This window comes from Methylobacterium sp. W2 (assembly GCF_020662345.1).
In the GTDB taxonomy this organism is placed as follows: domain Bacteria; phylum Pseudomonadota; class Alphaproteobacteria; order Rhizobiales; family Beijerinckiaceae; genus Methylobacterium.
In genome coordinates this window covers 32,233-57,407 of the sequence record NZ_VMOA01000014.1, presented here as the reverse complement: position 1 = coordinate 57,407, position 25,175 = coordinate 32,233, and the positions used below count along the sequence as shown (strand labels likewise).

Here is a 25,175-nt window from a genome sequence, read left to right as displayed (position 1 = left end):
CGCGGTTAACAGAGCTTTGACGGCAATGCGGCGGAATTCCGGAAGTCGTTGCCTGCGAGCCACATAGGGTGCATTCCGGCGCTTTGGCCGCAGTCCGGCACCCGAGGCTAAGTCCCGAGCCGGTCTGACGTTTCGAGGGGAGGGGAGACTGCACAAGGTTTTGTTCACCATCGGCTACGAAGGGCTCGATTCCGAGCGATTCGTGGCGACCCTGAAGGATGCCGGTGTCGCGACCCTGGCCGACGTTCGCGCGGTGGCGAACTCGCGCAAGCGAGGCTTCTCGAAGAACGCCCTGAAGACGAGCCTGGAGGAGGCGGGTCTCGCCTATGCGCATGCGCGGGAACTCGGCACGCCCAAGGCCGGGCGGGAAGCCGCCCGGGCCCATGACGCGGCGCTGATGCGCCGGATCTACTGCGAGGAGGTCCTCGATACCGCCGATGGCGGCCTCGCCCTCGATGCCCTGTGCGAGCTCGCCGCGCGGGCGCCCACCTGTCTCCTCTGTTTCGAGCGCGATCCGGAACGGTGCCATCGCCGCGTCCTGGCCGAGCGGCTGGAAGCGGCCGGTTTCAGGACCGTCGACCTGTTCGGCTGATACCCCCTCGGATACTCGCTCGCGCAAAATCGATCCTACCCTTGGGAATGCGTTGACAACCTAGAGTCAGGTCGCTCACATGCTCTCGATCATGCAAACGTGATCGGGCTCTCCTGGCAGTACGCGTGTGACGCGCAAATCCCTCGATCAGACCCTCGGCTTCCTCCGCTCTCTCGACCGGACGGCGAGCGGCGAGGACGTCGCCCGGCTTCTGATGGCGGAACTGGCGGATCTCGGCGTCGCCCACATCATGGCGGCCACCGTGCCGGCCCGTGGTGCGCCCGTCCGACAGCAGCGCGGCCACGTCCTCCTCAACACCTTCCCGATGGAATGGGGCCGACGCTACCTGACGCGCGGCTATGCCTTCCACGATCCCACGGTGCAGCGCCTCGGCCACTCCACCGCGCCCTTCGCCTGGAGCGACGCCACCGATGAGCATGCCGACGATCCGCTGGCGCGCAGGGTGATGGACGAGGCGACGGATTTCGGCCTGCGCGACGGCCTGACCATTCCGTTGATGACCCTCGACGGCGAGACCGCCGGGTTCAGTGTTTCGGGCGAGCGTCTCGCCATCGATCCGGCGGACAGGGGCATGCTCCAGCTGGCCGCCACCTACGCGTTCGGCCACCTGCTGCTGCTGAACGGCCAGAGCCCGGCGGCCACCGCGCGCCTCGCCCCGCGCGAGCGCGAGGCGCTGCAATGGGCGGCCGAAGGCAAGACCGATTGGGAGATCGGCGAGGTCATGGGAATCTCGGCCCACGGCGTCGATTTCCACCTGCGTTCCGCTCGCGCCAAGCTCGGCACCGCCAACCGCACCCAGGCCGTCGCCATCGCCCTGCGGCGGGGGCTCATCATCTGATGGGATCGGGGCCTGATCGTTGATATCGTCACGCGAGCCTGGTCTCGCGGGAGGAATCGACGATGCCGAAGGTCAGCACCTGCCTGTGGTTCGGCAAGGACATCGAGGCGGCCGTCGGCCTCTACGTCTCCCTCGTCCCCGATTCGCGTATCGACCATGTCCAGCGCTCGCCGGGGCCCTGGCCGGGCGGGGAGGCGGGCGATGCGCTCCTGGTGGCCTTCACCCTCGGCGGACAGGGCTTTCAGGCACTGAACGGGGGCGGCGAGGCCGATTACGGAATGGCCGCTTCCATCTCGGTGGCCTGCGCCGACCAGGACGAGGTCGACCGGTTGTGGGCGGCGCTCATCGCGGACGGTGGCTCCGAGATCATGTGCGGCTGGCTCCGGGACAGGTGGGGCGTGCCCTGGCAGATCGTGCCCACGATCCTCCCCCGGCTGCTGGCCGATCCCGACCCGGCCGTGGCGCGCCGCGTCTTCTCCGCCATGCAGGACATGATCAAGCTCGACATCGCCGCCCTCGAGCGCGCGGCCGCCGGCTGAACCGGACGTCCCGTCTCATCCGCCGCCGGGACTTTCGCGGCGGCCGAAGCGCTCGGCGATGACGATGCCGCCGAGCACGAGGGCCAAAGCCGCGGCCTGGTACCATTGAAAGGGCTCGCCGACGACGAGGATGGCGAGGCCCGAGCCGAAGATCGGCACGAGGTTCACGAACACCCCCGCCCGGTTCGGGCCGATCAGTTCGACGCCCCGCATGAACGAGAGCTGGGCGATGAGGGACGGCCCGAGGGCCACGAAGGCGACGATGGCCCAGCCCTGCGGCGTCGGCCAGATCAGGCGTCCGGCGGCCTGCTCCAGCGCAAGCGCGGGCAGGGAGGTCACGAGGGCCGCCAGCGCCATCGCCGAGAAGAAGGTCAGGCCGGATATCTTGGGCCGGTCGGCGAGGGCGACGGTGTAGCCGGCATAGAGCAGGCAGGCCCCGAGCATCAGCATGTCGCCGATGTTGAAGGACAGCGTCGACAGGATGCGCCAGTCGCCGTGGGTGGCCGCGACGCCGGCGCCGCCGAGGGTGATGACGACGCCGAGGACCTGCGCCCCTGTGACGGCGACGCGGTGCACGACGTAGTTGAGTAGGATGACGAGGACCGGGATCGCCCCCTGGAACAGGGCGACGTTCACGCCGGTGGTGTAGATGCCGGCGGCATAGAACAGGCTCGCATAGGCGGTGTAGCCGCAGGCTCCCATCAGCAGGATGTAGCGCCAGTGGCGCGCGATCAGGTGGCGCTCGGCCACGATCCCGCGCCAGGCCGGCCAGGTTAGGGCGAGGCAGGCGAAGGCCCAGCGCAGGCAGGTGAGCACCTGGGGCGAGACCTCGCCCACGGCCCATTTGCCGGCGACCACGTTGCCGCCCCACAGCAGGGTCGTGAACAGGAGGAGCGGGTAGGCGGCGGCGACCGCGCGGGTCTCGACGGCCGGGCCGGGGGAGGCGGACGGAGAGGTCATGATCCCTTCGGCGGCTTTGCTCGGAGATGGTTCTTCGCTTGAGGCGCCGCCGTCCCCTTCTGTCCCGCCCAGGACGGGCTGAGCAAGCCCGCCGGAAGCAGGGCTGTACGTCACGGACCTGGCCCGGATGCGGGCCGGGGAGAGCGGCGCTTTGCGGCGGGCCTTGTCGCAGGCAGGGCGGCGGCGATCCGCGCTGCGTCACTCGTCCAGAGATGCACGGCGGCATAGGCCCGCCAGGGCCGCCAAGCGTCGGCCCGGACGAGCAATTGCGCCGGTGTCGGACGCCCTGACCCGGTATCGAGGGACCGGAGCAGGGCGAGGTCGCTCGCCGGCAGCGCATCCGGTTCGCGCAAAGCCCGCAGGGCGATGTACTGCGCCGTCCATTCGCCGATTCCGCTCATCGCCCTCAGGGCGGCCACCGCAGGGTCGAGGCCGCGTCCCCGTGCGAACAGATCGGGATGCGCATGGGCCTCCGCTGCGAGGGCACTGATCGCCCTGCCGCGTGCCCCCGGCATGCCGAGGGCCGCGGCCACGTCGGCGTCGAGCAGGCGATCCGGCGTCGGGAACAGATGGGTGAGCCCCGCCGCGGCGGGTTCCGGCAGCACCGGTTCGCCGAAGGCGGAAACCAGACGGCCGACGAGGCGGGTCGCCGGATTCACCGAGACCTGTTGTCCGAGAATGGCGCGCACTGCGATCTCGAACCCGTCCCAGGCGCCCGGAACCCGCAGGCCCGGCCGTTCGGCCACGAGGGGGGCGAGGTCGGGGTCGTGCGAGAGCGCCGCCGCGATGATGGCCGGGTCGGCATCGCAATCGAACATCGGCCTCAGCCGGGCGAGAACATCTGGCAGAATCGCCGGATCGGGATGATCGACCGTGGCGACGAGGGCGTCGCCCCGGCCCCGCATGACGGAGACAATGCCGGGACGGCCGCCGAGGAAGACGGTCCGGGCATAGGCATCCGCCGTCACCACCTCGACACCGGGAATGGCCCGGCCGCCGAGATAGGCCAGGATCGCGGGCCAATCGTAGGGCGGCCTGTAGGGCAGGGGGAGGATGTGGGTCACGACGCTCTCCGGCCAGCGCCATCATCTCATGGCCGCGAGGATCGCGAAACCGCGCGCAGGCCGGCGCAACGTTGCGAGGGAGGCCGGGATATCCCGGCAAGCCCCGTATCGGGTTGGCGAGGGACGCTGTATCCGTTCAGAGGGTCAAGCGCGGCGCATCGATCGCGAGGCCGGGGAGGGCGGTTCTGGTGAAGTGGCTGCGCGTCCTCCTCCTCGCCGGCGCCGTGGCCGGCCTCGCCGCCTTCGCGCTGAGCGAAGCCGGCACGGCCCTCATCGCCGAACTGCGCGAGCGGATCGCGCCTGCACCCGCCGCGCCGCGTCACCTCCCCGCCCAGCGCACCGCCATCGAGGACGGCCGCACCGTGGTCCGGCTCAAGCCGGAGGAGCGCGAGCGCCTCGGTATCGCGACGCAGGTGCGGCCCTCCGCTCCCCACCGCGAGGAACTCCAGGCCTATGGCAGCGTCCTCGACGTCGCCCGGGTCACCGACCTCACCAATTCCTACGCCAGCGCCAAGGCGCAGCTCCAGACCGCCCAGGCCCGCGTCGAGGTCTCGCGCAACGCCTTCCAGCGCGCCAGGAACCTCGGTCCCTACGCCACCACGGTGCAGGTCGAGACCACCGAGGGCACGTTCCAGACCGACCAAGCCTCGCTGGCGGCGGCGGAATCCCAGGTCCGCACCCTGTCCGCCACCGCGCAGCAGGAATGGGGGCCGGTGATCGGCCGGGCCATCGTCGAGCGCTCGCCGGCCATCACCCGGCTGATCGAGCGCGTCGATTTCCTGGTCCAGGTGACCCTGCCGCCGGGCGAGAGCATCAAGGGCCAACCCGCCGCCGCCTTCGCCGAGGTGCCGCCGCAGAGCGCGCGGATCGCGCTGCGCTATATCTCGCCGGCCACCCGCACCGACCAGCGCATCCAGGGCCTGAGCTTCTTCTATACCGTGCCCGGTGACAGCGGCTTCCTGCCCGGCATGAGCATGCTCGCCTTCCTCTCCTCGGACCGGACCGTCACCGGCCTCAGCGTGCCCGAGGATGCGGTGGTGCATTGGCAGGGCGGAACCTGGATCTACCGCGCGGTGGCACCCAACGCCTATGCCCGCCACGCCCTCAAGACCGACCCGCCGATGTCGGCGGATGCCTATGTGGTGGAGGACCTGCCCGACGGGACCGAGATCGTGCTGACGGGCGCGCAGGCGCTCCTGTCCGAGGAGATGAAGAGCCTGCTCTCGGTCTCCGGCGGCGTGGACGACGATTGACGTGAGCGACATGCCGATCGGCCCCCAGAATGGTCCCCAGGCGGCCCTCGTCGCCTTCGCGGTGCGCTTCCGCGGCATCGTCCTGGCGCTCAGCCTCGCGCTCGCCGGCTACGGCATTTACGTGCTCGGGGACGCGAAATACGACGTGTTCCCGGAATTCGCGCCGCCCTCCGTGGTCGTCCAGACCGAGGCACCGGGCCTCAACCCCGAACAGGTGGAGGTGCTGGTCACCCAGCCGATCGAGGTGGCGGTGAACGGCTTGCCGGGCATCGAATCCCTGCGCTCGAGCTCGATCCAGGGCCTGTCGGTCATCACCGTCACCTTCGGCACCGGCAGCGACGTCTACCGCGTCCGGCAGCTCGTCACCGAGCGGCTGACGGCGCTCGCCGGCCGCCTGCCCCAGGGCGTGCTGCCGCCGGCGATGACGGCGCTGACCTCGGCCACCAGCACCGTGCTCCTCGTCGGGCTCACTTCGGAGCGGCGCTCCGACCTCGACCTGCGCACCGTCGCGGACTGGACCGTGCGCCTCCGGCTGCTGGCGGTGCCGGGCGTCGCTCAGGTCTCTGTCTATGGCGGCGCCGTGCGCTCGCTCCAGGTCCAGATCCGGCCAGCGGATCTGATCCGCTACAATATCGGCATGAACGACGTGCTCGCCGCCGCCCGCAAGGCCACCGGCGTGCGCGGGGCCGGCTTCGTCGACACGATCAACCAGCGCGTCACCCTCCAGACCGAGGGGCAGTCGCTTACCCCTGAGGAACTGGCCCGCACGGTCCTCATCAACGAGGGCGGGGCGAGCGTGACCCTCGGCGACGTCGCCACCGTGGTCGCCGCCGGTGAGCCGCCGATCAGCGCCGCCCTGGTGGATGGCAAGCGCGGCGTGCTTCTCATGGTCGGCGCGCAATACGGCGCCAACACCCGCGAGGTCACCGCCCGCGTGGAGGCCGCTCTCGAAGACCTGCGCCCCGCCCTCGACCGGGAAGGCGTCGCGTTGCGCGCGGACCTGTTCCGGCCGGCGAACTTCATCACCATCGCCAATGCCAACGTGCTCCAGGCGCTGGGGCTCGGCGGCATCCTCGTGGTCGTGGTGCTGTTCGCCTTCCTCTACGACTGGCGCACCTGCGTGATCTCGTCGGTGGCGATCCCGCTCTCGCTCATCGCCGCCGTGGTGGCGCTCCAGGCGATGGGCGAGAGCCTCAACACCATGACGCTGGGCGGCCTCGCTATCGCCATCGGCGAGGTGGTGGACGACGCGGTGATCGGCGTCGAGAACGTGGTGCGGCGCCTGCGCGAGAACCGGCGCCTCGCCGCACCCGTCCCGGAGGGGAGGGTGGTCGTCGACGCCATCCTCGAAGTCCGCACCGCGGTCGCCTACGCCACCTTCGCGGTGCTGCTGGTGTTCCTGCCGGTGCTGGTCCTGTCGGGCATCGCCGGCAAGCTGTTCGCCCCCCTCGCCCTCGCCTACATCCTGGCCGTGGTGGCCTCGCTCGCCGTGGCGCTCACCGTCACCCCCGCTCTGTCGATGATGCTCCTCACCGGGCGGCGCGAGACGGACATGCGCGACCCGCCGGTGATGCGCTGGTCGCGGGGCGGCTACACCCGCCTCCTCCGGCGGATCAACCGCGCGCCGCGCACCGTCATCGTCTTCGGCATCCTGGTGACCCTGGCGGGCGCCGCCGCGACGCCGTTCTTCGGCAGCACCTTCCTCCCCGACCTGAAGGAGGGCCACCTGATCCTGCACATGGCGGCGGCTCCGGGCACGTCGCTCGGGGAATCCATGCGGCTCGGCGGCCGCATCACCGTAGACCTCCTGAAGATCCCCGGCATCCGCGCCGTCGCCTCACAGATCGGCCGCGCCGAGGCCGGGCAGGACACCGCCGGCACCCATTACAGCGAGATTCATATCGACCTCGACCAGGGGCTCGACGGTGCCGGGCAGGGCAGGGCCGAGGCCGATATCCGCGCCCTGATGGCAGGGTTTCCCGGTGCCGCCTTCTCGCTCAAGACCTTCCTCACCGAGCGGATCGAGGAGACGGTCTCCGGCTATACCGCGCCCGTCGTCGTCAACGTCTTCGGCAACGATCTCGCCCGGATCGAGGCGGCCGCCCGCGACATCGCCCGCGAACTCGCCGAGGTGCGCGGCGCCACGGACATCCAGCAGGCCTCCCCGGCGGGGTTGCCGCAGATCAACGTCGGTCTCCGGCCCAACGACCTGCGCCATTGGGGCCTCTCGGCCATCGAGGTGATGGAGGTGGTGCGCACCGCCTATCAGGGCGACGTGGTCGGCCAGACCTATGAGGGCAACGCGGTCTTCAATGTCCTCGTCATCCTCGATTCCGGGGCGAGGGGGCGTCTCACGGCTTTGGGCGACCTCCCCTTGCGCTCCTCGAACGGCCGCTTCATCCGCCTCGCCCAGGTGGCGGACATCTACGAGACCTCGGGACGCTACCAGGTCCAGCACCAGGGCGCCCAGCGCGTCCAGGCGATCACCGCCAACGTCACGGGCCGCGACGTCGCCTCCTTCGTCGAGGCGGCGCGGCGCAAGATCGCCAAGGAGGTGGCGCTGCCGACGGGCGTCTATGTGAGCTTTGCCGGATCGGCCGAGGCGCAGGCGCGGGCCAGGCGCGACCTGTTGCTGTTCTCGGGGCTCGCCGGTCTCGGCATCGTGCTGCTGCTGGCCGTGGTCACCGGCAGCGCGCGCAACCTCATGCTGGTCCTGGTCAACCTGCCCTTCGCCTTCGTCGGCGGGGTGCTTGCGGTCTTCGCCACGGGGGCCGTGCTGTCGCTCGGCTCCATCGTCGGCTTCGTGACCCTGTTCGGCATCTCGCTCCGCAACACCATCATGATGATCTCGCATTACGAGCACCTCGTCGCCGCCGAGGGCCGGGCATGGGATCGCGACACGGCGGTGGAGGGCGCCGCCGACCGCCTCGTGCCGATCCTGATGACCTCCCTCGTCACCGGCCTCGGCCTGCTGCCCCTGGCGCTGGGAGCCGGCGAGCCCGGCCGCGAGATCGAGGGGCCGATGGCCATCGTCATCCTCGGCGGCCTCGTGACCTCGACGGTCCTGAACCTCCTGATCCTGCCGACCCTGGCCCTGCGCTACGGCCGGTTCACCACCGGCGAGGGCAGGGCGCCGGATACGGCGCGGGCATCCTAGGAAGGCGCCGGCGCCCATCGTCGGTGGAGGCTGCCCGGGAGGGCGATCCAGGCCCGTTCAGCACCCGCATCCGCCATTCGCATAAGATATATTATGGAACATAAGGCGGGAGCGACTATGATATGGTTAACACCATTAACCATATTGGCGCGCCCGATCTCCCGAGCGAATCAGTGTTCGTCCCTGCCCTGTCCGGGCTCCGTTCCGACCGTGACGCCCTCGACCATGGACCCTCGTCATCCCGAACGGCGGGGCTCATGGAGTGACTCTCCTCCAATCGAAGCGCACGGACGTCGATCATGCGCTTGGAATTCACCATTCCATCAAGTATCCCCGATGGATGCGGGCGTTCATGCCTCGCTCACCACCTTCCTTAAGCGATCCGCCAGTTTCGGGGGCGATCGTCACAATCCGATCTCAAACCACGTGTCTACGTCATCCCGACGCGGAAGCGGTCCCGATAACCGCGCGATCCGGTCCATTCGAAGCGGATACGATGCTGACCTTGCTGAAGCCCTGCGCCGCCCCGATTCTCGGCCTAGCCCTCGCGGCCCTCGGCCTCGGCGGGCCGGCATGGGCGGATCCGGTGCTGATGAAGCCCGCGATCCCCGCGCGGGCGATGGCCAAGCTCTCCCATGTGGCGTCCCTGGTGAAGACGGGGTCGGACATCCGCATCGTCGCCTTCGGCTCTTCGTCCACGGAAGGGTCGGGCGCCTCCTCGCCTTCCGCCGCCTACCCGGCCCAGCTCCAGGACGACCTGCAGCGACGCCTGGACAACGCCGGCGCGAAGCACTCCACGGTGACGGTGCTCAACCGGGGCAAGGGCGGTGACGATGCCGAGGCCATGGCCCGGCGCCTCGACCGCGACGTGCTCACCGCGCGGCCCGACCTCGTGATCTGGCAGACCGGCAGCAACGACCCGATGACCGGTGTCACGGTGGAACGCTTCACCGAGCTCACGCGCCAGGGCATCACGGCAATGCGCGCCGCCGGCTCCGACGTGATCCTGATGGACCAGCAATGGTGCCGTCGCCTGAGCACCACCAACGGCGCCGAGCGCTATGGCGAGGCGCTCCACGCCCTCGCCCTTGAGCTCGACGTGCCGGTGATCCGGCGCAACGCCTTGATGCGGACCTGGGCCGCCAGCGGATTGCTGTCGCTCAACCAGATGATCGGGCCCGACGGGCTGCACATGACCGATGCGGGCTACGACCGCCTCGCGGAGGCCGCCACGGCGCAGATCCTGGTCAATGCCGGCCTCATTCCGGCCGATCCCCTGCGCAACAACTGAAGACGGCTCTTTGGGGGCGGGGGCTCGCGGGCCGCCCTCCCCGTCAAGAGACCGGCGTCGCACCGGCTCTTGTTCGAAACCCGCTTCCCGGTCTTCGGGACGATGCGTCAGAGATCCACGCTCACCGACAGCCCGTCATAGGCCGGCACCACGCCCGGCGGCAGCTTGGCGGCCAGGGTCGCGTAGTCGAGATCGGTGTGGAGGTTGGTGAGAATCGCGCGGCGCGGGCGCACCTCCTCGATCAGCGCGAGCGCATCCGAGACCGAGTAATGGGTCGGGTGAGGGGTGTCGCGCAGGGCATCGATGATGAGGAGATCGAGGCCGTGGAGACGCGCCTTGGCTGCCTCCGGCATCAGGCTCACGTCGGGCGCGTAGGCCGCTGGCCCGAAGCGGAAGCCGTGGGCGGATTCGGCGCCGTGCTCCATGCCGAAGGCCACCGCCTCGATCGTACCGCCCTCACCCGGGATCGTCACCGGCTCGCCCGCCACGAGATCGTTCATGTCGAGGATCGGCGGGTAGGCGCTGCCGGGTGGCGTCTCGAAGCAATAGCCGAAGCGCATCGTGAGCAGGGCCCGCGTCTCGGCATCGGCATAGACCGGGATGCGCCGGTGCATGTGGATCACCAGGGGCCGCACATCGTCGATGCCGTGGGTGTGGTCGGCATGGGCATGGGTGTAGAGCACCGCGTCGAGGCGGCTCACCCCCGCCGACAGCAATTGCTCGCGCAGATCGGGCGAGGTGTCCACGAGGAGGCTGGTGGCGCCCGCCTCCCCGCGCCGCTCCACGAGGATCGAGCAGCGCCGCCGCCGGTTCCTGGCATCGGCCGGGTCGCAGGCGCCCCAGCCGTAGCCCACGCGGGGAACGCCGCCGGACGAGCCGCAGCCGAGGATCGTCAGCGTCAGAGAACCCATCCGCACCTCCCGGTCCGTTGGTATCGGAGCGCGCGGGCGCCTGTCACGCCCGCCGGCCGCCGGATGGGGTCGCCTTGTCGAACAGGCGGTGGAAATTGGCCGTCGTCAGGCTCGCGAAGGCCTCGAACTCCATGTCCAGGGTCTTGGCCAGGGAGCGGGCGGTGTCGGCGGTATAGGCCGGCTCGTTGCTGCGCCCGCGATGCGGCTCAGGCGCCAGGAACGGCGCGTCGGTCTCCACCAGGATGCGGTCGCGGGGGACGGCCAGCGCGATATCGCGCAGATCGTGCGAGCGCCGGAAGGTGACGATGCCCGAGAACGAGACGAACAAGCCGAGTTCGATCCCGATTTCCGCCAGGCGCCGGCCCGAGGAGAAGCAGTGCAGCACTGCCTTGAAGGCCCCGCGCTTCATCTCGTCGACGAGCACCGATTCCATGTGGTCGTCGGCATCGCGGGCATGGATGACGAGGGGGAGGCCGGTCTCGCGGGCGGCCGCGATATGCCGGCGGAACACCCGCTCCTGCACCGCTTCCGGGGCGGCGTCCTCGTAATGGTAGTCGAGCCCCGCCTCGCCGATCCCGACACAGCGCGGATGACGGGTGAGGGCGACGATGTCCTCCGTGGGCACGTCGGGCTCGTCCCCTGCCCCGTTCGGATGGGTCCCTACGGTGTGCCAGATCTGCGGATGAGCCTCGGACAGGGCTTCGTAGACCCGGGCCTTGGCGACCCGCGTCGAGATCGTGAGCATCCCCGTGACGCCCGCCGCCTCGGCGCGGGCGATCACGCCGGGAAGATCCTCGGCGAAGTTCGGGAAATCGAGATGGCAGTGGCTGTCGACCAGCATGGACAAAGCTCAGGATTGGTGTGGACGCTGCGGACCCCGCCTCAGGTGGCGGGAGGCTCCGGCTCGACGAAGCGCGGGAACAGCCCGCTCGGCGCGGGGAGCGCGGTGCCCGGCACCAGCCGGCCCCCCTCCCCGATATCGGCAAGCTGCCGCCTGTCGGCGGGCACGGCCAGCAGGTCGAGGAGCTTCGCGCCCGAACCCGGCATGAAGGGTTGCACCAGGATGCCGATGGCGCGCAGGGTCTCGGCCACCACGTAGAGGGAGGCGGCCATGCGGGAAGGGTCGGTCTTGCGCAGCACCCAGGGCTTCTGCGCATCGAAATAGCGGTCCGAGGCCGTCACCACGGCCCAGATGTCGGCGAGCGCCGTGTGGAGGGCGAGCTTGTCCATCGCCACCCGCACGGAGCCCGGCAGGGCGTCCGCCTGCGCCAGGAGTGCCCGGTCGTCCTCCGTGAACTCGCCGTGCTCCGGGACGAGGCCGCCGCAATTCTTCGCGATCATCGAGAGCGAGCGCTGGGCGAGGTTGCCGAGCCCGTTGGAGAGGTCCGCCGTGTAGCGGGTGATGATGGCCTCGTGGCTGTAATTGCCGTCGCCGCCGAACGGCACCTCGCGCAGGACGAACTGGCGCAGAGCATCGACCCCGTAGGTCGCGATGAGGTCCATCGGATCGACGACGTTGCCGAGCGACTTCGACATCTTCTCGCCCTTGGAGAGCAGGAAGCCGTGGCCGAAGACGCGCTTCGGCAGCGGCAGACCCGCCGACATCAGGAAGGCCGGCCAGTACACCGCGTGGAAGCGCACGATGTCCTTGCCGATGACGTGCAGGTCCATCGGCCAGAATTTTTTGCGGGCGTCGGCCTCGTCGGGGAAGCCCGTCACCGTGAGATAGTTGGTGAGGGCATCGACCCACACATACATGACGTGGTCCGAGTGCCCCGGCACCGGCACGCCCCAATCGAAATTGGTGCGGCTGACGGAGAGGTCCTTGAGGCCGGAGCGGACGAAGCTCGCCACCTCGTTGCGCCGGGTCTCGGGGCCGATGAAGTCGGGCTGTGCCTCGTAGAGGGCGAGCAGCCGATCCTGATAGGCGGAGAGGCGGAACAGGAAGTTCTCCTCCTCCATCCAGGTCACGGCCGTGCCGGTCTCCCGCGCGCGGCGCGTCCCGTCGGGGGCGGTCTCGGTCTCGTCCTCGTTGTAATAGGCCTCGTCGCGCACCGAGTACCAGCCGGCGTATTTCGACAGGTAGATGTCGCCGTTGGCCTCCATGCGCCGCCAGAGTTCCTGGGCGGCGAGGTAATGGTCCGGCTCCGTGGTGCGGATGAAGCGGTCGTGGCTGCAGTTCAGCGCCTCGGCCATGGCCTTGAAGCGCGCGGCCATGTCGTCGACCAGGGCCTTCGGGCCGATGCCGGCCCTGGACGCGGTCTGCTGGATCTTGAGCCCGTGCTCGTCGGTGCCGGTGGAGAACAGCACGTCGTAACCGTCGAGGCGCTTGAACCGCGCGATCGCGTCCGTGGCGATCACCTCGTAGGCGTGGCCGATATGCGGCGCGCCGTTGGGATAGGAGATCGCCGTGCTGATGCCGAAGGTCTTGTTTTCGGAGCTGAAAGTCTCGTTGTCGGAACCGGAAGTCTCGGCAATGGATGGGCTGGGCCCTGATTCGTTGGCCATCGCGTCGAAATACCCTCGGATACGCGGTTCATCGGATCACAGGACGAGCCTGCTCATGTCCCGGCGCGCACGGCCCCCGCGAGGTCGCCGAACAGCGAGAGGATCAGCGGCCGCCTGTCGAGATTGTAGGTCGCGGCCTCCCGGGCGGCGCGGGCGATCTTGTCACACACCTCCACCAGGGCCGCAAGGCGAGCCGGCGGCTCGTGGCTGCGGCGGTCCAGTTCCGACGAGACGAAGCGGAACACCGTGTCGAGGCTCGCGGCGAAATGCTCGTCCGCGTCGCGGCCCGAGAGCTTCTCGGCGAGCGCCAGGATACGGCGCCAGTCGGGATGGTCGAGACGCGACAGCAGGGTCTCCATCTCGCCGACGAGACCGGACGTCGCCGGGTCGAGCATGGCGAAGCCCTGCGCCACCGAGCCCTCGGAGAGAGCGGCGGCACGGGCCAGGGCCTCCGGGTCGGGCCGCACGAAGGGGGGAGGGAAGCTCTCCAGCACCCGGGCCACCTCCCCCTCCCCCAGGGGACGCAGGTTGAGGGCGCGGCAGCGCGAGCGGATCGTCGGCAGCAGCCGGCCCGGCGCGTGGCTGACGATGAGGAACAGGCAGCGGGGCGGGGGCTCCTCCACCATCTTGAGCAGGGCATTGGCGCTGTTGGCGTTGAGATCCTCGGCGCTGTCGACGATGCAGATGCGATAGCCGTCATTGCCCGCCGTCGAGCCGAACAGGTCGAGGGCGTGGCGGGCGGCATCCACCGAGATCTTGGTCGCGAGCGTCTTGGCATTGTGCGGCCGGGTTCGACGCAGGGCCACGAGATTGGGATGCGACAGGGCCGCCACCTGCCGGGCCGCCGGATGTGAGGGATCGACGGCCAGGGTGTCCGGGACGTGGCCGGGGCGAGGGTTGGCGATGAGCCAGCGCGCCACGCGATAGGCCAGGGTCGCCTTGCCGATGCCGCGCGGCCCGCCGATGAGCCAGGCATGGTGCAGGCGGCCAGAGGCGATCCCCTCGATGAAGGCGGCCTCCGCCTCCGCATGGCCGACGAGACCGGCCTGCTCGCGCGGGCGGGGGATGTCGGCGAGATCGCCGGGCTCGACGTCCTCGGGCGCACGTTCAGGCCGCATCGTCGGCGGCCTCCGGGCCGGAGAGAAGGCTGGGCAGGCGGGCGGCGAGGGTGGCGGCGATCGCCGCCTCCACCGCATCGGGGGAGAGTCCGGCATCGATGACGACGCAGCGCTCCGGTTCTGCCGCCGCGATGGCGAGGAACGCCTGCCGCAGGCGGGTGTGGAAGCCGAGTGCCTCCGCCTCGAACCGGTCGGCAGCCTCCCCCTCCCCGGCACGGGCCTTCGCCCTGGCGAGGCCGGTGCCGGGGTCGAGGTCGAGGATCAGGGTGAGATCGGGCGTCATGTCCCCGACGACGACCCGCTCCAGGGTCGAGAGCAGGGCGGGGTCGAGACCGCCCGCCGCCCCCTGATAGGCACGGGTCGAATCCGAGAATCGGTCGCACAGCACGGTCTCGCCGCGGGCGAGGGCCGGGCGGATCAGCGTGTCGAGATGGTCGATGCGAGCGGCGGAGAACAGCAGCGCCTCGGCGAAGGGGCCGTGCTGCTTCACTGTGCCGGCCAGCAGCGCCTCACGGATCGCCTCGGCCTTGGCCGAGCCGCCGGGCTCCCGCGTCGTCAACACTGGAACGGAGGACGCGCCGCGCAGGCGCGCCGCGAGCCGGCCGATCTGGGTCGATTTCCCGGCCCCCTCCCCCCCTTCGAAGGTGATGAACGCTCCGCCCTGCCTGCGGCTTCGGCCGGTCACGATTTGGCGCCGTCCTTGTCACTCGCGCCAACCTTGTCGAAGGCGCGCCGGAACAGGCCGGTTCCGACCTCCCAGGCCCCGTCGAGGGCGCGCTGCGGAATCGTGCCGGCCGGCACGTCCTCCCCGGCATAGACCGGCAGGTCGAGGGCCTGGGTGTCGCCACGGGTGATGCGCAGGCGGCCCACCTCCCGTCCCTGCTCAACCGGCGCGGTCAGCGGACCCTGATAGACGACGCGGGCGCTGATGCGGTCGCCATTGCCCCGGGGCAGGAGCACGCGGACCGGCTTCTTGGCCACCAGGGGAACGCTGCCCTGCGCCCCGCCGAAGACGGAGGCATCGGCCACGGTCTCGCCGCTGGCGAAGATCTGGCGCGGCTCAAAGGCGCGAAAACCCCATTCCACCAGCTTGCGCGATTCGGCGGCTCGGTCGCGCGCCGTCTTGAGGCCGCTCACCACCATGATGAGGCGCTGGCCGTTCTGCACCGCCGAGCCGGTGAGGCCGTAGCCCGATTCCTCGAGATAGCCGGTCTTGAGCCCGTCGGCGCCGATATCGAGGGTGAGAAGCGGATTGCGGTTCTGCTGCTTGATCTTGTTCCAGGTGAACTCGCGCTCGGCGAAGATCTTGTAGAGGTCGGGATAGGTGTCGATCAGGTGGATCGCCAGCTTGGCGAGATCGCGCGCGGTGACTTTCTGGTCCGGCGCGGAATAGCCGGTGGCGTTGCGGAAGGTGGAGCGCGTCAGGCCGATTTCCTTGGCCCGCGCGGTCATCATCCGACCGAAATTCTCTTCCGAGCCGGCGATGCCCTCACCGATGGCGATGGCCGCGTCATTGCCCGATTGCACGATCAGGCCGCGGAGCAGGTCCGACAGCTTGATGCGGCTGTTGAGCTGGGCGAACATCGAGGAGCCGCCTCCTCCGGCGCCGCCCCGGCGCCAGGCGTCCTCGGTGATCTGGAATTCGCTGTCCATGCTGAGCCGGCCCTGCCGGATCTCGTTGAACACGATCTCCGTGGTCATCAGCTTGGCCATGCTAGCCGGCGAGAACGGCTCGTCGGCTGCCTTCTCGAACAGCACGGAGCCGGAATCCGCATCGATCAGGATGGCGTGGGGGGCGGCCGTCTGGAAGCTCTGGGCGAGGGCGGGGATGGCGGCGAACCAGCCGATCGCCGACAGGCTCAGGCCGGCCAGTCCGGCCCGTAAGCCAGCGGCCAGATTCATCCGGTTCGTCGTCGCGCGCATCGTTCGCCTCATGCCCATCGGCCCCGAGGCTTGGCTGAAGAGCCCGGTCCGTTCTCGCCCGTGCGAGATGGTACAGGGGATTCCCGGCGAAATCGAACGCAACTTTGGCGATGATATCGCAGCGCGGTGGACGACATGACGCCGCGGGGCCGTGAGATTTGTTGGGACACCGGCACCGGTCTCCACCCCCGCGATCAGTTCACCTCGGCGATGCGCGAGCGGCGCGCCTGGGCGGGCTTTGCCGCTGCGGCGGTGGCGACCGCCGGGCCGGACGACTTGCCGCGACCGGCCTGCGCGCCGGCGGGCTGGGAGCCGGCTGGAGGCACGGAGAGCTTGGCGATGCTGGCCTTGGCCGTTCCCACCGGGCCCGTGGGCAGTGGAGCCGGGCGCAGGTTCGCCACTGCGGCATGGCCGGTCGCTGAGCGTGCCGGGGTCGTGGCGCTCGCCGTCTTCACGACGGGGCCGCGTGCAGGGGCTGAAGCAGCGGCCATCCGCAGCGCTGCCGCCGGGACTGGCGACTGGGCGAGTTGCGTCTTCGGCGTGGTGGTGCCCAGCTTGGCCTGGAGCGTCTTCGCCTCCTTGGGCGACGGGGCGCCGTGCTTCGATACCTGGGCATGGGCGGGGCCGGCGCTCGAGGCAAGGCGCGTCGGTGCCGGTGGCGGCGGTACGGAACCCTTCGTCTTCGGCCCGGCATGGGCCATCTGCATGGCGGGAACCTGGCTAGCGGGTGCCGGGCGATCCGGCATGGTCGGCCGGAACCCGTGCGACCGGGACGCGGTGGGCTGCAGGGCCGCGGGCACAGCGACGCTGGAGCCGCCCGCCACCAGGACCGGCGCGGGCCGAACGGGACGCGGCGCGGGAGCGGCATCGTCTTCGTCGGCCGCAGGCTTGAAGGCCAAGGCGGGGCGTTGCGGGCGCGACAGACGCTCCGGCTCGGCATCGGGTCCGAGATCGGCCATCATCACCGGCGAGCCGCCACCGACGCGGGCGGGTGCGCCATCGGTGCGCAGGGTCGCCATCAGCTTGCGGTCGTCGCTGCCGGCGGTGGAGGCCTTGCCGACATACTCCACCCGCACCTTGGCGGTGCCGCTACGATGGAATTCCAGGGCCTGGGCCACCTCCTCCGACACGTCCATGAGGCGGTTGGCGTGGTAGGGGCCGCGATCGTTGACGCGCACGATCATCGAGTGGCGGTTGGCGAGATTGGTCACCCGGACGTAGCTCGGCAGCGGCAGGGTCGGGTGGGCGGCCGCGATGGAATGGCGGTCGAACACCTCTCCATTGGCCGTCATCCGGCCGTGGAACGCGCTGCCGTACCAGGATGCCAGGCCATCGCGGACATAGCCCCTGGCATCGTCGCGGGGCACGTAGGTGCGGCCCGCCACCACGTAGGGCTTTCCCGAGAAGCGGCGGCCGCCGCCCTTCGGAATGGTGTCGCCCTCACTGTAGAGGCGCGGACTGGCCTTCACGCCGTATTTCGGATCGTAGGACGATCCAGAGGAACCTGTCGGGCCGGCGAGTTTCTGGGTGTTCTGCGCGCAATTCGCGGTGGTCAGTGCCACCACGGACACGGCGAGGAGGCGCAGCAGCGGTACGCCCGCCGTTGGAGCCGATCCGGCCTTTGTCGAACGCGCCATACCGAACCGCCCAGCACTCTACGCTCTCGAAACGCCATACAGGGCCGAGGAACGGAAGAGCGATCCGGTCCGGCCATCGAAGGCCGCCCCGACAGAACGGGCTTCGATTGCACAGACAATTGTCGGGTTGACGTAAAGGAAACCTGAACGCTGCGGATGGGAGCCCGATCCGCTGCCCATGGCTCATCTGTTAAATGAGGGAAAAGCCCTATCGGCTTGCGTCATCGAAAGAAATTACGGTTCAGAGGATGTGGATATCGTGCTCTGGATCCATCGTCCCGACCCATCGGGAAGCGATATCGCGGGCGGATGCGGCACGTGAGAGTTCAGGTGCAAGCCTCTGCCTGGGCATGATTTTCTCCTGTCGATGATCGATATCGACAGGAGAGGGGCGTCAGCGCTGATTCGTCTCGTTCAGCCGCTCGATCGGCATGGTCCCCCGCTGTTTGAACAGGAGGTCGAGGGCTTCGAGCATGAGCGCGTGCATCTTGGTGCGCTCGGTATGGGCGAGATCGCGGAGCTGGTCGTAGACCGGCGGCTCCAGATAGACCGACATCTGTCGGGCGCGTTCCTTCAGGGTGCTCGGGGTCTTGCGGACGGGTACGTGGCCCGTATCGAGCTGGACGATGTCGGCGCTTCTGGCCGGGGGAACGGTTCCCGCGACGATGGAAGCGAGGCTCGGCCTAGGCGGCTTTGGCATGCTTGACGACCTGCATCCGCTTCTCGATCCACGTCCACAGCCTGCGCACTTCGCCGGCAGCCTGACCCTTGGGGTTGAATTCGGTGACGCCCTGACCGACGCCGATCGCGTCCTGGTGATCGGTGCGCGCGACGATGTTCACGTCCGGCAGGATGCCCAGCACGGCAAGGCCGTCGGCCGCGTCGCGGATCCGGTAGGAGCGCGGCGGGGTCTGGTTCAGCACGAAGGCGAACTTCTTCTCCAGGCGGTAGACCGCGGCCAGGGTCGGCTTGAACGCGCGCAGGTCGGCCGGGGTGGGGCGGCAGGGGATGATGCAGAGATCGGCCGCGCGGATCGCCGAGAGCGTGCCGGTGGAATCCACGCCCGGCGTATCGATGAAGACGTAATCGTAGGAGGATTCGCGGAGCTGGGCCATGACGGCCTCGATCTGTGACGCATCGATCTGCGCGACTTCCGGGCCATCCACCGTGCGGTGGTCGAGCCAGTCGCTGATCGTCGCCTGACGATCCATTTCGAGGATGCAGACCGACAGGCCGCGCTCCTGCGCCGCGACGGCCAGTGAGATGCACAATGTGCTTTTCCCACTCCCCCCCTTCTGGGTGACGAAGGTGATGGCTTTCATACGGGAGCCCTTCTCGCGTCCTGAGATGTCGCGTCCTGCCGTGCCGGGACAATCCTTCGGCCCAAAAGCCGATCGAAGTCCCTGCCTCGGATCGTCACCGGTCGGGCTCGCAGCCGTCGTCCCGTGACACCAGGATGCCCTGATCCCGGTTTTGGCCCGCCATGGTTAACCAGTGGTTAAGACGCAAACGAGCTAACCCCATGAGATGCCGTCAGGTCGTTCCTACTCGTTCCCCACGTCGTTCCCGCCCCGTTTCGCGACGCGCGCAACGGCAAAGCGACGGTGAGCTTCAAGGCTGGATCGATCGTAGACCGCAGCGGTGATCCGAGGCTTCGAGTGCCCCGCGACCTTGCTCGCATCGTCGGTCAAGGCGCCGTTGTCCCTGGCTTCCGTGATGGCGCTCGCGCGCAGGTCTCGGCACCAGAGACTGGTCGGCAGCCCTGCCCTCCTCCGGACGATTTTCCATAGCTCAGTTAGTTCACGGGCTCGGTATGGTCGGCGGTGCCGCTCGTGGACGATCATGGGGCCGTGCCGGCAATCCTCGTGGATATGGGCTATCTCCTCCAGGACCATCGGGCAGAGCTTCAGATCGACCGCAATCTCGGCGTCTGTCGTGCCTTCGGTCTTGCTCGGTTTGATGCGGAGGACGAGGTTCTCATCGATATGGCGCCATTCCAGCCCGGCCCATTTCGTGTTGCCATCGAGCACGGTGCTCATCACCGAGGCATTGAGCGGGAACCACTGCCCTGCCACGTCCCAGAGACGAAGGGTCGTCTCGAATTGGACAGCGTAGCATAAGGCGCCGGACGGCCTCCCCATCGCATGCGCTGCCCGCCGCGCGGCCACGACCTGATCGGCCGTCGCGAATGCCTTCCGCGGTCTCGGCCCGGAAACCCGAAGCTCGCTAATGTCGTCGCGCAATTGTCGACACTGGCGATGGCCGGCGACGATGCAGAACGTCAGCGCAGTTTTGAGCACTGCGAGCGCCATTGAGCCTGCGGCTGGGTGCTTACCTCCCTTCGACCATACGGCGTGCCATCGCTTCACGTCGAGCGCGGTAACGGCGCTGACATGATGCCCTCCGATGTGCGGCAACAGAAGACGCAGATACGTTGCGTAGGGTCGCCGCGAGCCGGGCTTCAGATCATGGAACGGGCTATCTTGGTGCGTTTCGTAGATCCATAACGCTCCGGCGATGGTGCCGTCGAAGATTGTGGGATCGGCGCGATACCCGCCAAACCACGTCAGCATGTCGGCCTGCAGCGCCCGGCACTTCGCGGCTAGCGTCTCGTGGTCGGCAGCATAGGCCTGCAGGTTCACGCTCTTCGGGCTGTAGCCTGCTGCCACGATGTCAGCTCGCGCGATCCAGTAGGGCGTTCGCCCTCCTCGTCGCGGTCGCCATTTTAGACCCGGTGCAGCGCCCTGCCCTTCTTCTCCGGCTTCCATTGTCCGTCCTCCTGGGGTTGTCGCGGCGCCGGGGCCGTCTCGGACAGACGGGCACGATGAACGCGGTCGTAAAAATCTCGTACCGCTGGGGTGTAGCGCCCATCGGGCGTTCGCTTCGGGAACCCGCAGGCTTCGAGCTTGGGCAGGCTCAGCAGCAGCCGCTCGACCTTTTCAGCGTCCCGGCCGACTACCGCCTCGGCAATCTCGCGGTCGCTCGCGAACAAGGGGAGCTGATCGAATGTGATGCGGCCTCTAGGCATAGCTGAACCTATTGGAGGGAAGAGGTATTCGCGCCGATGGTCTGAAGAGCCACCGTTGTTGGCTGGGCTCTGCCTGACGGTGAGCCGGTCATCGACGCGAACGGTGCTAGAAGTGGAAGGTGTCGGACGAGATCCGATCGCCTACAGTGGCGCTGCCATCATCGAAGAGCTTGGCGTCCATGCTGACCGGCGCCCCACGTTCGGGATGCAGTTTGTAAACGGCAGTCCTAGCCTTGGCTGCTGCCTTGGCTAGCGCAGCCGGCGAAGCGCCGCATCGCCCTTCGAGGCATTCACGATAGACGCTGTAAATTATCTCTTCACGGATATGAGGGCGGTTACCTTCATGCACGTGCTCGCCGATCTCTTTAATCAAAGTATCTGGCTCAATCGCCTGCATGCTGCGTATGTTTCCGAGAGTAATTCCCAGTTTCATCCGCTTTGAGCTCGCGGCTTTATAAGTTCGGCCAATTGGAGTTTTGCCTTGGCGAAGGATTGCTAAATCATCTTCCGACCATGTCGCCGAGTCAGGTAGAGAAAGTCCTAATTTATAGCATCTCTTCATCACTTGCCATTTTGGTCGGCCTAACTCCTCGCAAATTGCTGCATAATTTGGCCACAGGCGACGCATCAATTCCAAATCATTGCCCGTAAATTTAATGTATTTACCAGAAATTCTATAACTTTCGGCGCGACGATGAATTGCCTTCAACGTCATGTCTGGAAACATTAGCGATATGGCATCTATATTTATATGATACAATTTTCGAAAAACAACTTTCATTTCGTTTGTTGAGTGAGCCCTTCCATTCCGATCAATAGCGGAAATGGCGTGGTTTCGCGTGTTCGTCATTGTTCGCTTCCTTCAACGATCACCTGTTTGAGCTGGGCATCAGGCCATAAAGGAAGAACATCAGCCACTGGTCGGCGCTCTTGCGCGTAGGAGGCCCAAAGGGGGTGTTCCCCGTCCGGCCCGAACAGGTCGGGCAGCGCGGCTGTGACGGTGCGATGGATCTCGTTGAGGCGATCGTTCTCGCGGTCGCCGGCCGCATCGCGAGTGTCCTGGTCCGGCAGGACCTGATCCTTTTCGGGGACCAGATCGCCGTAGAGGTATCCCTGAAAGACAAGGTCGACCGCGAGCAGGCCGATCTCGTCGCGTTGGCTTGCCGGCAGTCGCATCCACGCGGCGCGGACGTCGTCGAGGGTCGGCACCATCATGGAACGCCTCCGTTCAGGAGCATGTCGAGTTCCGCCACGCGGGCCTCGGCGATGGCGTATTTCGGCTGATAGTCGGCTGCCAGTTCGGCCTCTTCCCCGAGCCACCATTGCAGGTGAAAGCGTAGAGCCAGCGCATCGGTGCGGTTCGCGCACGGCGTGATGAGAACTTCGTCGAGGGCGGCCTGCATGTCGCCCTGCGCCTCGTAAGCGGCATCCAGGTCGACATCCTCATGGGGCGCAATCTGGAAGGCGTCCCATGCGGCGCGGTGAGCGGAAACCACCTCCGCGACCGTCGGTCGGGGTGCGGCCGGGCTCAGATCGGACATCCGTCGACCCTCCCGCTGCCCTCGACGATGTCGCGAAGGTGGTAGAGGAAGTCGTTGCCGTATCCATAGATCGGCGCTTCCTCCGCGTAGTGATTGACGAGCTCGCAGAACCCGTCCCAGGTCGTGGGGCGGAGCTGGATGAGATCCATTGAGGCCTGTCCGTGCCGATCGCAGGCTTCATTGGCCCGACAGACAGCGGCCTCGTTTTTCTCGTCGAGGCCAGCGAGCGCCTGGGTGTGGGCGATCCGCGCGAGATTGACGGCGCGGATAGCCGCGAAGACGGGGTCGGCGCTCATGACGCCATCTCCACGATATCGAGGACGCCATCGTCGGCATCGCAGCCACGGCCGGCGCCGAGCGCCTGGGCGATCATGGGGCCTAGAAATTCGTCGGCCCAATCGTTCAGCAGGCCCATATAGTGGCCCGGTCGACGGATCATCCCGCAGAAGAACCGGCCGTCGGCGAATTCCATCGCCTGGCACGGCCCCTCACTCGAGTGATCGGGGATGTACTCAATGGCGATCCCGCACGGCACGGCGGCGCAGCAGTAGCCGCAACCGTTGCAGGGTGAGCCATATGGAGGCTTCTCGGGTGCCTTCATAGTTCAGACCCTCCGCCCGGCTAAGACTTCAGAGACCCGGCCGACCCCTACGGAAAAGCGTAGGGACATCGCGTGATAGCCCTCGTTCGGATGAGCGGCCGCGTGCTGCTCAATGGCCGCAGCCAGTTCAGGCGTCATGGGGCGGTTGCGCGGCACGGTCATTCGTACTGCCGGCCGACGATACAGCTCGCGTACCCACACAAGGATCATTTCCCGAAGGACTGGATCCGAGATCTCGGCAGCGACGGCCCGCATCTGCACGCGGATTTCAGGGATGCGCATGGTCGGGCCTTTCGCGCTTGGCATGGTCGCGAGCCTGGTGGAGCCGGGCGACGATGGTTTCCATCCAAGTGGCAAGTTCATTGGTCGGCCAGAACACTTGCCCTGCGATCTGCTCCAGGGTGCGGATCTGGTCCGGCCGCAGGAACTTGCCGCCGTTCCGTTTCGGCAGAGCCTTGTTCTCAGCGATGCAGTGGCGGGCGATCTCCCACCACGGGATGACCTGATCGGGGTGCCAGATGGCGAGCCCGAAGCGCACGCTGGCTTGCCGGGGATGTCGCGTGTCGCGGCCGTCCGTCTCCGCCTGCCGGTAGGCGTCGGCATAGTTGTAGTCGCCGGCCTTCCGCAGGGGCGCGTTCACGACCTTACCCTTGACGATCGTCGCCGTGAGATCGTGGAAGTCGGCGCCGACGGTGCTGAGCGTCTTGGCGATCATGCGCAGGGCGGCCAGCGCCTCCTGGTCCTTGTCGCTGGACAACATCGGCAGGAGCTTCGCCAGCCGGGGAACGATGACGGCGGGGATCATGCCTCAATCCTCCCCGTCTCTGCTGAGATCGGGCAGCGGCGGTGAACCTCCTGCCAAACGTCTTCCACGACGCTCGCCGGAAACCGCTCAGTCACGATGGCGACGAATGCCTTCCGCCGGGCGTGGGCGTTGCCGACCTCGACGTCAGCGACGGTTGCGTTCGCCTGTCGCCGCTCCTCACGGTCGAGCGATGCAGCGAGCACCTGCAGGCGGCGCTGGGACGCACGCTTTGCCTTCAGCGCATCTTCTGCCCGTCGCCTCCAAGCTCGCGCGGATGCTGTCAGGCAGACGCTGTCAGCCAGATCGCGCTCGAGCTTCGAGATCGCAATTTGAACCTCGACGAGAAGCAGACGTGCCTGTCCGGCGGTCTTGATGTCGCCGATCCGGATTTCTTCGGTGCGGCTGATCCGAATGGTGAAGTCGGAGGGAGCGATGGCGGCGATCATGCTGCGCCTCCAAGGGCAACGCGCCGCTCCATGCTCCTGATACCAATGACTGTGCCGATGATCTTCGGCTGCAGATGTTCAGGGGTGTAGGGACCGTCGCTCGCATACAGCATGCCGCCAGGCTTCTGCCGCCGTTCGAGCATGCCGGGGCCACGCGGTCGGTTGACGGGATCGGCCCACCACACTGGATCCAAGCCGCGAGAACCTGTCTTGCGAAGGTTCGTCTGCAGAATGCCGCAGCGCTCACGGTTGCTACCCCATGCGATCAGGCAGAGCGCACCGTGTTCCAGCGTTGTCCTGCTGATATCGACGAGCGCTACATCGTTCGTGCGCAGAACCGGGTAGTTGCAGGCGTCGCGAACGTGATGCTCAAGGCATCCCTCAGGCGTTTCATCGAAAACGGGCAAGCTGTCTGGCGGCAACCCGAATTTTTGACGGACCTCGTCCGGGATGTGAACGCTATGGACCCGGTGCAGCTTTTCAATGGAGCAGCAGTCCACATGGCCGTGCCGCCCATCGGTGGGATCGAACAACTCAATGAGGGGGAAGACCTCGCTATCCGGATGATAATTGAGAAACTCCGGGGCGAAGCTGTCGCCGACGTGCCAGATGCTCGGCGTGCCCCCCTTCTTAAAGTAGGCAACGGCGAGATCCCGGGGTGCAGGCGGGATTGGCTCGACGATAATCGCACTGCCTGGCGGGGCAAACATGCCGGCGCCACCTCCGTTGATACGCAGGGCGTAGGCGTCCGGATGTGCATCGAGCGGGCACGGGGCGTGCCCCATGACGGGCCGCTCCGTCAGGAGCTCGGTCGCAGCGGCATCGAGCACCGCAGCATCGTCGGGAGCACGCGTCTTCACCTGATCGGCGGGCGCAACTGTGGTATCGAGGGAATTACCCTGGCTCATGGCTGGTACCGTGCGGTTCGGGGAAGGCCCTCGT

Annotated in this window: 28 protein-coding genes; 6 read left to right on the top strand and 22 right to left on the bottom strand. The window is 67.8% G+C overall.

What is annotated here, in order from left to right; all coding sequences use genetic code 11:
* Window positions 1–148 precede the first annotated feature (148 nt).
* From FPV16_RS10065 to FPV16_RS10055, 3 genes are all read left to right on the top strand, one after another.
* On the top strand, window positions 149–592 hold the full coding sequence (locus FPV16_RS10065; protein WP_227438126.1) for a DUF488 family protein: 444 nt from the start codon (window positions 149–151) through the stop codon (window positions 590–592).
* Between the two features lie 127 nt (window positions 593–719).
* Window positions 720–1,451 carry an autoinducer binding domain-containing protein gene (locus tag FPV16_RS10060; RefSeq protein WP_227438069.1) on the top strand — a complete coding sequence of 244 codons (732 nt, stop codon included), beginning with the start codon at window positions 720–722 and terminating at the stop codon, window positions 1,449–1,451.
* A 62-nt stretch (window positions 1,452–1,513) separates the two neighbouring features.
* A complete protein-coding gene (locus tag FPV16_RS10055) occupies window positions 1,514–1,990 on the top strand; it encodes a VOC family protein (protein WP_227438068.1) in 477 nt (158 codons plus the stop codon).
* A gap of 15 nt (window positions 1,991–2,005) precedes the next feature.
* Here FPV16_RS10055 and FPV16_RS10050 read toward each other — a convergent pair whose 3' ends face one another.
* Together FPV16_RS10050 and FPV16_RS10045 are read right to left on the bottom strand one after the other, a co-directional pair.
* Entirely contained in the window at window positions 2,006–2,950 is a 945-nt protein-coding gene (locus FPV16_RS10050) for a DMT family transporter (RefSeq protein WP_227438067.1), read from the bottom strand.
* A 110-nt stretch (window positions 2,951–3,060) separates the two neighbouring features.
* Window positions 3,061–4,014: a DNA-3-methyladenine glycosylase family protein gene (locus tag FPV16_RS10045; RefSeq protein WP_227438066.1), complete on the bottom strand. Its 954-nt coding sequence runs from the start codon at window positions 4,012–4,014 to the stop codon at window positions 3,061–3,063.
* A gap of 188 nt (window positions 4,015–4,202) precedes the next feature.
* Between FPV16_RS10045 and FPV16_RS10040 the strand changes: the two genes are divergently transcribed.
* The 3 genes from FPV16_RS10040 (at window position 4,203) to FPV16_RS10030 (ending at window position 9,715) form a co-directional block, all read left to right on the top strand.
* Window positions 4,203–5,267 carry an efflux RND transporter periplasmic adaptor subunit gene (locus FPV16_RS10040; protein ID WP_227438065.1) on the top strand — a complete coding sequence of 355 codons (1,065 nt, stop codon included), beginning with the start codon at window positions 4,203–4,205 and terminating at the stop codon, window positions 5,265–5,267.
* Between the two features lie 10 nt (window positions 5,268–5,277).
* Window positions 5,278–8,424: an efflux RND transporter permease subunit gene (locus FPV16_RS10035; protein WP_227438125.1), complete on the top strand. Its 3,147-nt coding sequence runs from the start codon at window positions 5,278–5,280 to the stop codon at window positions 8,422–8,424.
* A 496-nt stretch (window positions 8,425–8,920) separates the two neighbouring features.
* Window positions 8,921–9,715: an SGNH/GDSL hydrolase family protein gene (locus tag FPV16_RS10030; RefSeq protein ID WP_227438064.1), complete on the top strand. Its 795-nt coding sequence runs from the start codon at window positions 8,921–8,923 to the stop codon at window positions 9,713–9,715.
* A gap of 107 nt (window positions 9,716–9,822) precedes the next feature.
* Here FPV16_RS10030 and FPV16_RS10025 read toward each other — a convergent pair whose 3' ends face one another.
* The 20 genes from FPV16_RS10025 to FPV16_RS09930 all read right to left on the bottom strand — a co-directional run bounded on the left by FPV16_RS10025 (window position 9,823) and on the right by FPV16_RS09930 (window position 25,141).
* Window positions 9,823–10,626 carry an MBL fold metallo-hydrolase gene (locus tag FPV16_RS10025; protein ID WP_227438063.1) on the bottom strand — a complete coding sequence of 268 codons (804 nt, stop codon included), beginning with the start codon at window positions 10,624–10,626 and terminating at the stop codon, window positions 9,823–9,825.
* Window positions 10,627–10,669: 43 nt separating this feature from the next.
* Window positions 10,670–11,467 (bottom strand): TatD family hydrolase, encoded by a 798-nt coding sequence (locus FPV16_RS10020; protein WP_227438062.1) that lies wholly within the window; start codon window positions 11,465–11,467, stop codon window positions 10,670–10,672.
* 41 nt (window positions 11,468–11,508) lie between these two features.
* On the bottom strand, window positions 11,509–13,134 hold the full coding sequence (gene metG, locus FPV16_RS10015; RefSeq protein WP_227438061.1) for a methionine--tRNA ligase: 1,626 nt from the start codon (window positions 13,132–13,134) through the stop codon (window positions 11,509–11,511).
* A 53-nt stretch (window positions 13,135–13,187) separates the two neighbouring features.
* Complete coding sequence (locus FPV16_RS10010; protein ID WP_227438060.1) at window positions 13,188–14,252, bottom strand: DNA polymerase III subunit delta'; 1,065 nt, start codon at window positions 14,250–14,252, stop codon at window positions 13,188–13,190.
* A complete protein-coding gene (tmk, locus tag FPV16_RS10005) occupies window positions 14,242–14,937 on the bottom strand; it encodes a dTMP kinase (protein WP_227438059.1) in 696 nt (231 codons plus the stop codon). The genes FPV16_RS10010 and tmk overlap by 11 nt, the downstream gene beginning before the upstream one ends.
* The gene (locus FPV16_RS10000; RefSeq protein WP_227438058.1) at window positions 14,934–16,175 is read right to left on the bottom strand and encodes a D-alanyl-D-alanine carboxypeptidase family protein; all 1,242 of its coding nucleotides are present in this window, start codon (window positions 16,173–16,175) and stop codon (window positions 14,934–14,936) included. The genes tmk and FPV16_RS10000 overlap by 4 nt, the downstream gene beginning before the upstream one ends.
* Window positions 16,176–16,369: 194 nt before the next feature.
* The gene (locus tag FPV16_RS09995) at window positions 16,370–17,812 is read right to left on the bottom strand and encodes a septal ring lytic transglycosylase RlpA family protein (RefSeq protein ID WP_227438057.1); all 1,443 of its coding nucleotides are present in this window, start codon (window positions 17,810–17,812) and stop codon (window positions 16,370–16,372) included.
* A gap of 394 nt (window positions 17,813–18,206) precedes the next feature.
* Window positions 18,207–18,512, bottom strand: coding sequence for a ribbon-helix-helix domain-containing protein (locus tag FPV16_RS09990; RefSeq protein ID WP_227438056.1), 306 nt, complete (start codon window positions 18,510–18,512; stop codon window positions 18,207–18,209).
* Window positions 18,496–19,134: a ParA family protein gene (locus tag FPV16_RS09985; RefSeq protein WP_227438055.1), complete on the bottom strand. Its 639-nt coding sequence runs from the start codon at window positions 19,132–19,134 to the stop codon at window positions 18,496–18,498. Before FPV16_RS09985 ends, FPV16_RS09990 begins: the two co-directional genes overlap by 17 nt.
* Window positions 19,135–19,356: 222 nt before the next feature.
* On the bottom strand, window positions 19,357–20,481 hold the full coding sequence (locus tag FPV16_RS09980) for an integrase (RefSeq protein ID WP_227438054.1): 1,125 nt from the start codon (window positions 20,479–20,481) through the stop codon (window positions 19,357–19,359).
* 56 nt (window positions 20,482–20,537) lie between these two features.
* Entirely contained in the window at window positions 20,538–20,804 is a 267-nt protein-coding gene (locus FPV16_RS09975) for a hypothetical protein (RefSeq protein ID WP_227438053.1), read from the bottom strand.
* A 142-nt stretch (window positions 20,805–20,946) separates the two neighbouring features.
* Entirely contained in the window at window positions 20,947–21,690 is a 744-nt protein-coding gene (locus FPV16_RS09970; protein WP_227438052.1) for a hypothetical protein, read from the bottom strand.
* Window positions 21,687–22,055 (bottom strand): hypothetical protein, encoded by a 369-nt coding sequence (locus tag FPV16_RS09965; RefSeq protein ID WP_227438051.1) that lies wholly within the window; start codon window positions 22,053–22,055, stop codon window positions 21,687–21,689. The genes FPV16_RS09970 and FPV16_RS09965 overlap by 4 nt, the downstream gene beginning before the upstream one ends.
* Window positions 22,052–22,381, bottom strand: coding sequence for a hypothetical protein (locus FPV16_RS09960; RefSeq protein WP_227438050.1), 330 nt, complete (start codon window positions 22,379–22,381; stop codon window positions 22,052–22,054). The genes FPV16_RS09965 and FPV16_RS09960 overlap by 4 nt, the downstream gene beginning before the upstream one ends.
* Window positions 22,369–22,677 carry a hypothetical protein gene (locus tag FPV16_RS09955; protein ID WP_227438049.1) on the bottom strand — a complete coding sequence of 103 codons (309 nt, stop codon included), beginning with the start codon at window positions 22,675–22,677 and terminating at the stop codon, window positions 22,369–22,371. The genes FPV16_RS09960 and FPV16_RS09955 overlap by 13 nt, the downstream gene beginning before the upstream one ends.
* The gene (locus FPV16_RS09950) at window positions 22,674–22,982 is read right to left on the bottom strand and encodes a hypothetical protein (RefSeq protein ID WP_227438048.1); all 309 of its coding nucleotides are present in this window, start codon (window positions 22,980–22,982) and stop codon (window positions 22,674–22,676) included. Before FPV16_RS09950 ends, FPV16_RS09955 begins: the two co-directional genes overlap by 4 nt.
* 3 nt (window positions 22,983–22,985) lie before the next feature.
* Window positions 22,986–23,264 (bottom strand): hypothetical protein, encoded by a 279-nt coding sequence (locus tag FPV16_RS09945; protein ID WP_227438047.1) that lies wholly within the window; start codon window positions 23,262–23,264, stop codon window positions 22,986–22,988.
* Complete coding sequence (locus tag FPV16_RS09940; protein ID WP_227438046.1) at window positions 23,251–23,787, bottom strand: hypothetical protein; 537 nt, start codon at window positions 23,785–23,787, stop codon at window positions 23,251–23,253. The genes FPV16_RS09945 and FPV16_RS09940 overlap by 14 nt, the downstream gene beginning before the upstream one ends.
* On the bottom strand, window positions 23,784–24,233 hold the full coding sequence (locus FPV16_RS09935) for a hypothetical protein (RefSeq protein WP_227438045.1): 450 nt from the start codon (window positions 24,231–24,233) through the stop codon (window positions 23,784–23,786). The genes FPV16_RS09940 and FPV16_RS09935 overlap by 4 nt, the downstream gene beginning before the upstream one ends.
* Window positions 24,230–25,141, bottom strand: a complete 912-nt coding sequence (locus tag FPV16_RS09930; RefSeq protein WP_227438044.1) for a hypothetical protein — start codon at window positions 25,139–25,141, stop codon at window positions 24,230–24,232. The genes FPV16_RS09935 and FPV16_RS09930 overlap by 4 nt, the downstream gene beginning before the upstream one ends.
* Window positions 25,142–25,175: the final 34 nt, after the last annotated feature.

Coding starts and splice junctions, on each gene's coding strand:
- FPV16_RS10035 (WP_227438125.1), top strand. CDS start 5,278: ATGCCGATCGGCCCCCAGAATGGTCCCCAGGCGGCCCTCGTCGCCTTC.
- metG (WP_227438061.1), bottom strand. CDS start 13,134: ATGGCCAACGAATCAGGGCCCAGCCCATCCATTGCCGAGACTTCCGGT.
- FPV16_RS09955 (WP_227438049.1), bottom strand. CDS start 22,677: ATGAGCGCCGACCCCGTCTTCGCGGCTATCCGCGCCGTCAATCTCGCG.
- FPV16_RS10050 (WP_227438067.1), bottom strand. CDS start 2,950: ATGACCTCTCCGTCCGCCTCCCCCGGCCCGGCCGTCGAGACCCGCGCG.
- FPV16_RS09995 (WP_227438057.1), bottom strand. CDS start 17,812: ATGGCGCGTTCGACAAAGGCCGGATCGGCTCCAACGGCGGGCGTACCG.
- FPV16_RS09950 (WP_227438048.1), bottom strand. CDS start 22,982: ATGAAGGCACCCGAGAAGCCTCCATATGGCTCACCCTGCAACGGTTGC.
- FPV16_RS10000 (WP_227438058.1), bottom strand. CDS start 16,175: ATGCGCGCGACGACGAACCGGATGAATCTGGCCGCTGGCTTACGGGCC.
- FPV16_RS09985 (WP_227438055.1), bottom strand. CDS start 19,134: ATGAAAGCCATCACCTTCGTCACCCAGAAGGGGGGGAGTGGGAAAAGC.
- FPV16_RS09960 (WP_227438050.1), bottom strand. CDS start 22,381: ATGTCCGATCTGAGCCCGGCCGCACCCCGACCGACGGTCGCGGAGGTG.
- FPV16_RS10025 (WP_227438063.1), bottom strand. CDS start 10,626: ATGGGTTCTCTGACGCTGACGATCCTCGGCTGCGGCTCGTCCGGCGGC.
- FPV16_RS09965 (WP_227438051.1), bottom strand. CDS start 22,055: ATGATGGTGCCGACCCTCGACGACGTCCGCGCCGCGTGGATGCGACTG.
- FPV16_RS09945 (WP_227438047.1), bottom strand. CDS start 23,264: ATGCGCATCCCTGAAATCCGCGTGCAGATGCGGGCCGTCGCTGCCGAG.
- FPV16_RS10030 (WP_227438064.1), top strand. CDS start 8,921: ATGCTGACCTTGCTGAAGCCCTGCGCCGCCCCGATTCTCGGCCTAGCC.
- FPV16_RS09935 (WP_227438045.1), bottom strand. CDS start 24,233: ATGATCGCCGCCATCGCTCCCTCCGACTTCACCATTCGGATCAGCCGC.
- FPV16_RS10055 (WP_227438068.1), top strand. CDS start 1,514: ATGCCGAAGGTCAGCACCTGCCTGTGGTTCGGCAAGGACATCGAGGCG.
- FPV16_RS10010 (WP_227438060.1), bottom strand. CDS start 14,252: ATGCGGCCTGAACGTGCGCCCGAGGACGTCGAGCCCGGCGATCTCGCC.
- FPV16_RS09970 (WP_227438052.1), bottom strand. CDS start 21,690: ATGACGAACACGCGAAACCACGCCATTTCCGCTATTGATCGGAATGGA.
- FPV16_RS09940 (WP_227438046.1), bottom strand. CDS start 23,787: ATGATCCCCGCCGTCATCGTTCCCCGGCTGGCGAAGCTCCTGCCGATG.
- FPV16_RS09930 (WP_227438044.1), bottom strand. CDS start 25,141: ATGAGCCAGGGTAATTCCCTCGATACCACAGTTGCGCCCGCCGATCAG.
- FPV16_RS10020 (WP_227438062.1), bottom strand. CDS start 11,467: ATGCTGGTCGACAGCCACTGCCATCTCGATTTCCCGAACTTCGCCGAG.
- FPV16_RS09990 (WP_227438056.1), bottom strand. CDS start 18,512: ATGCCAAAGCCGCCTAGGCCGAGCCTCGCTTCCATCGTCGCGGGAACC.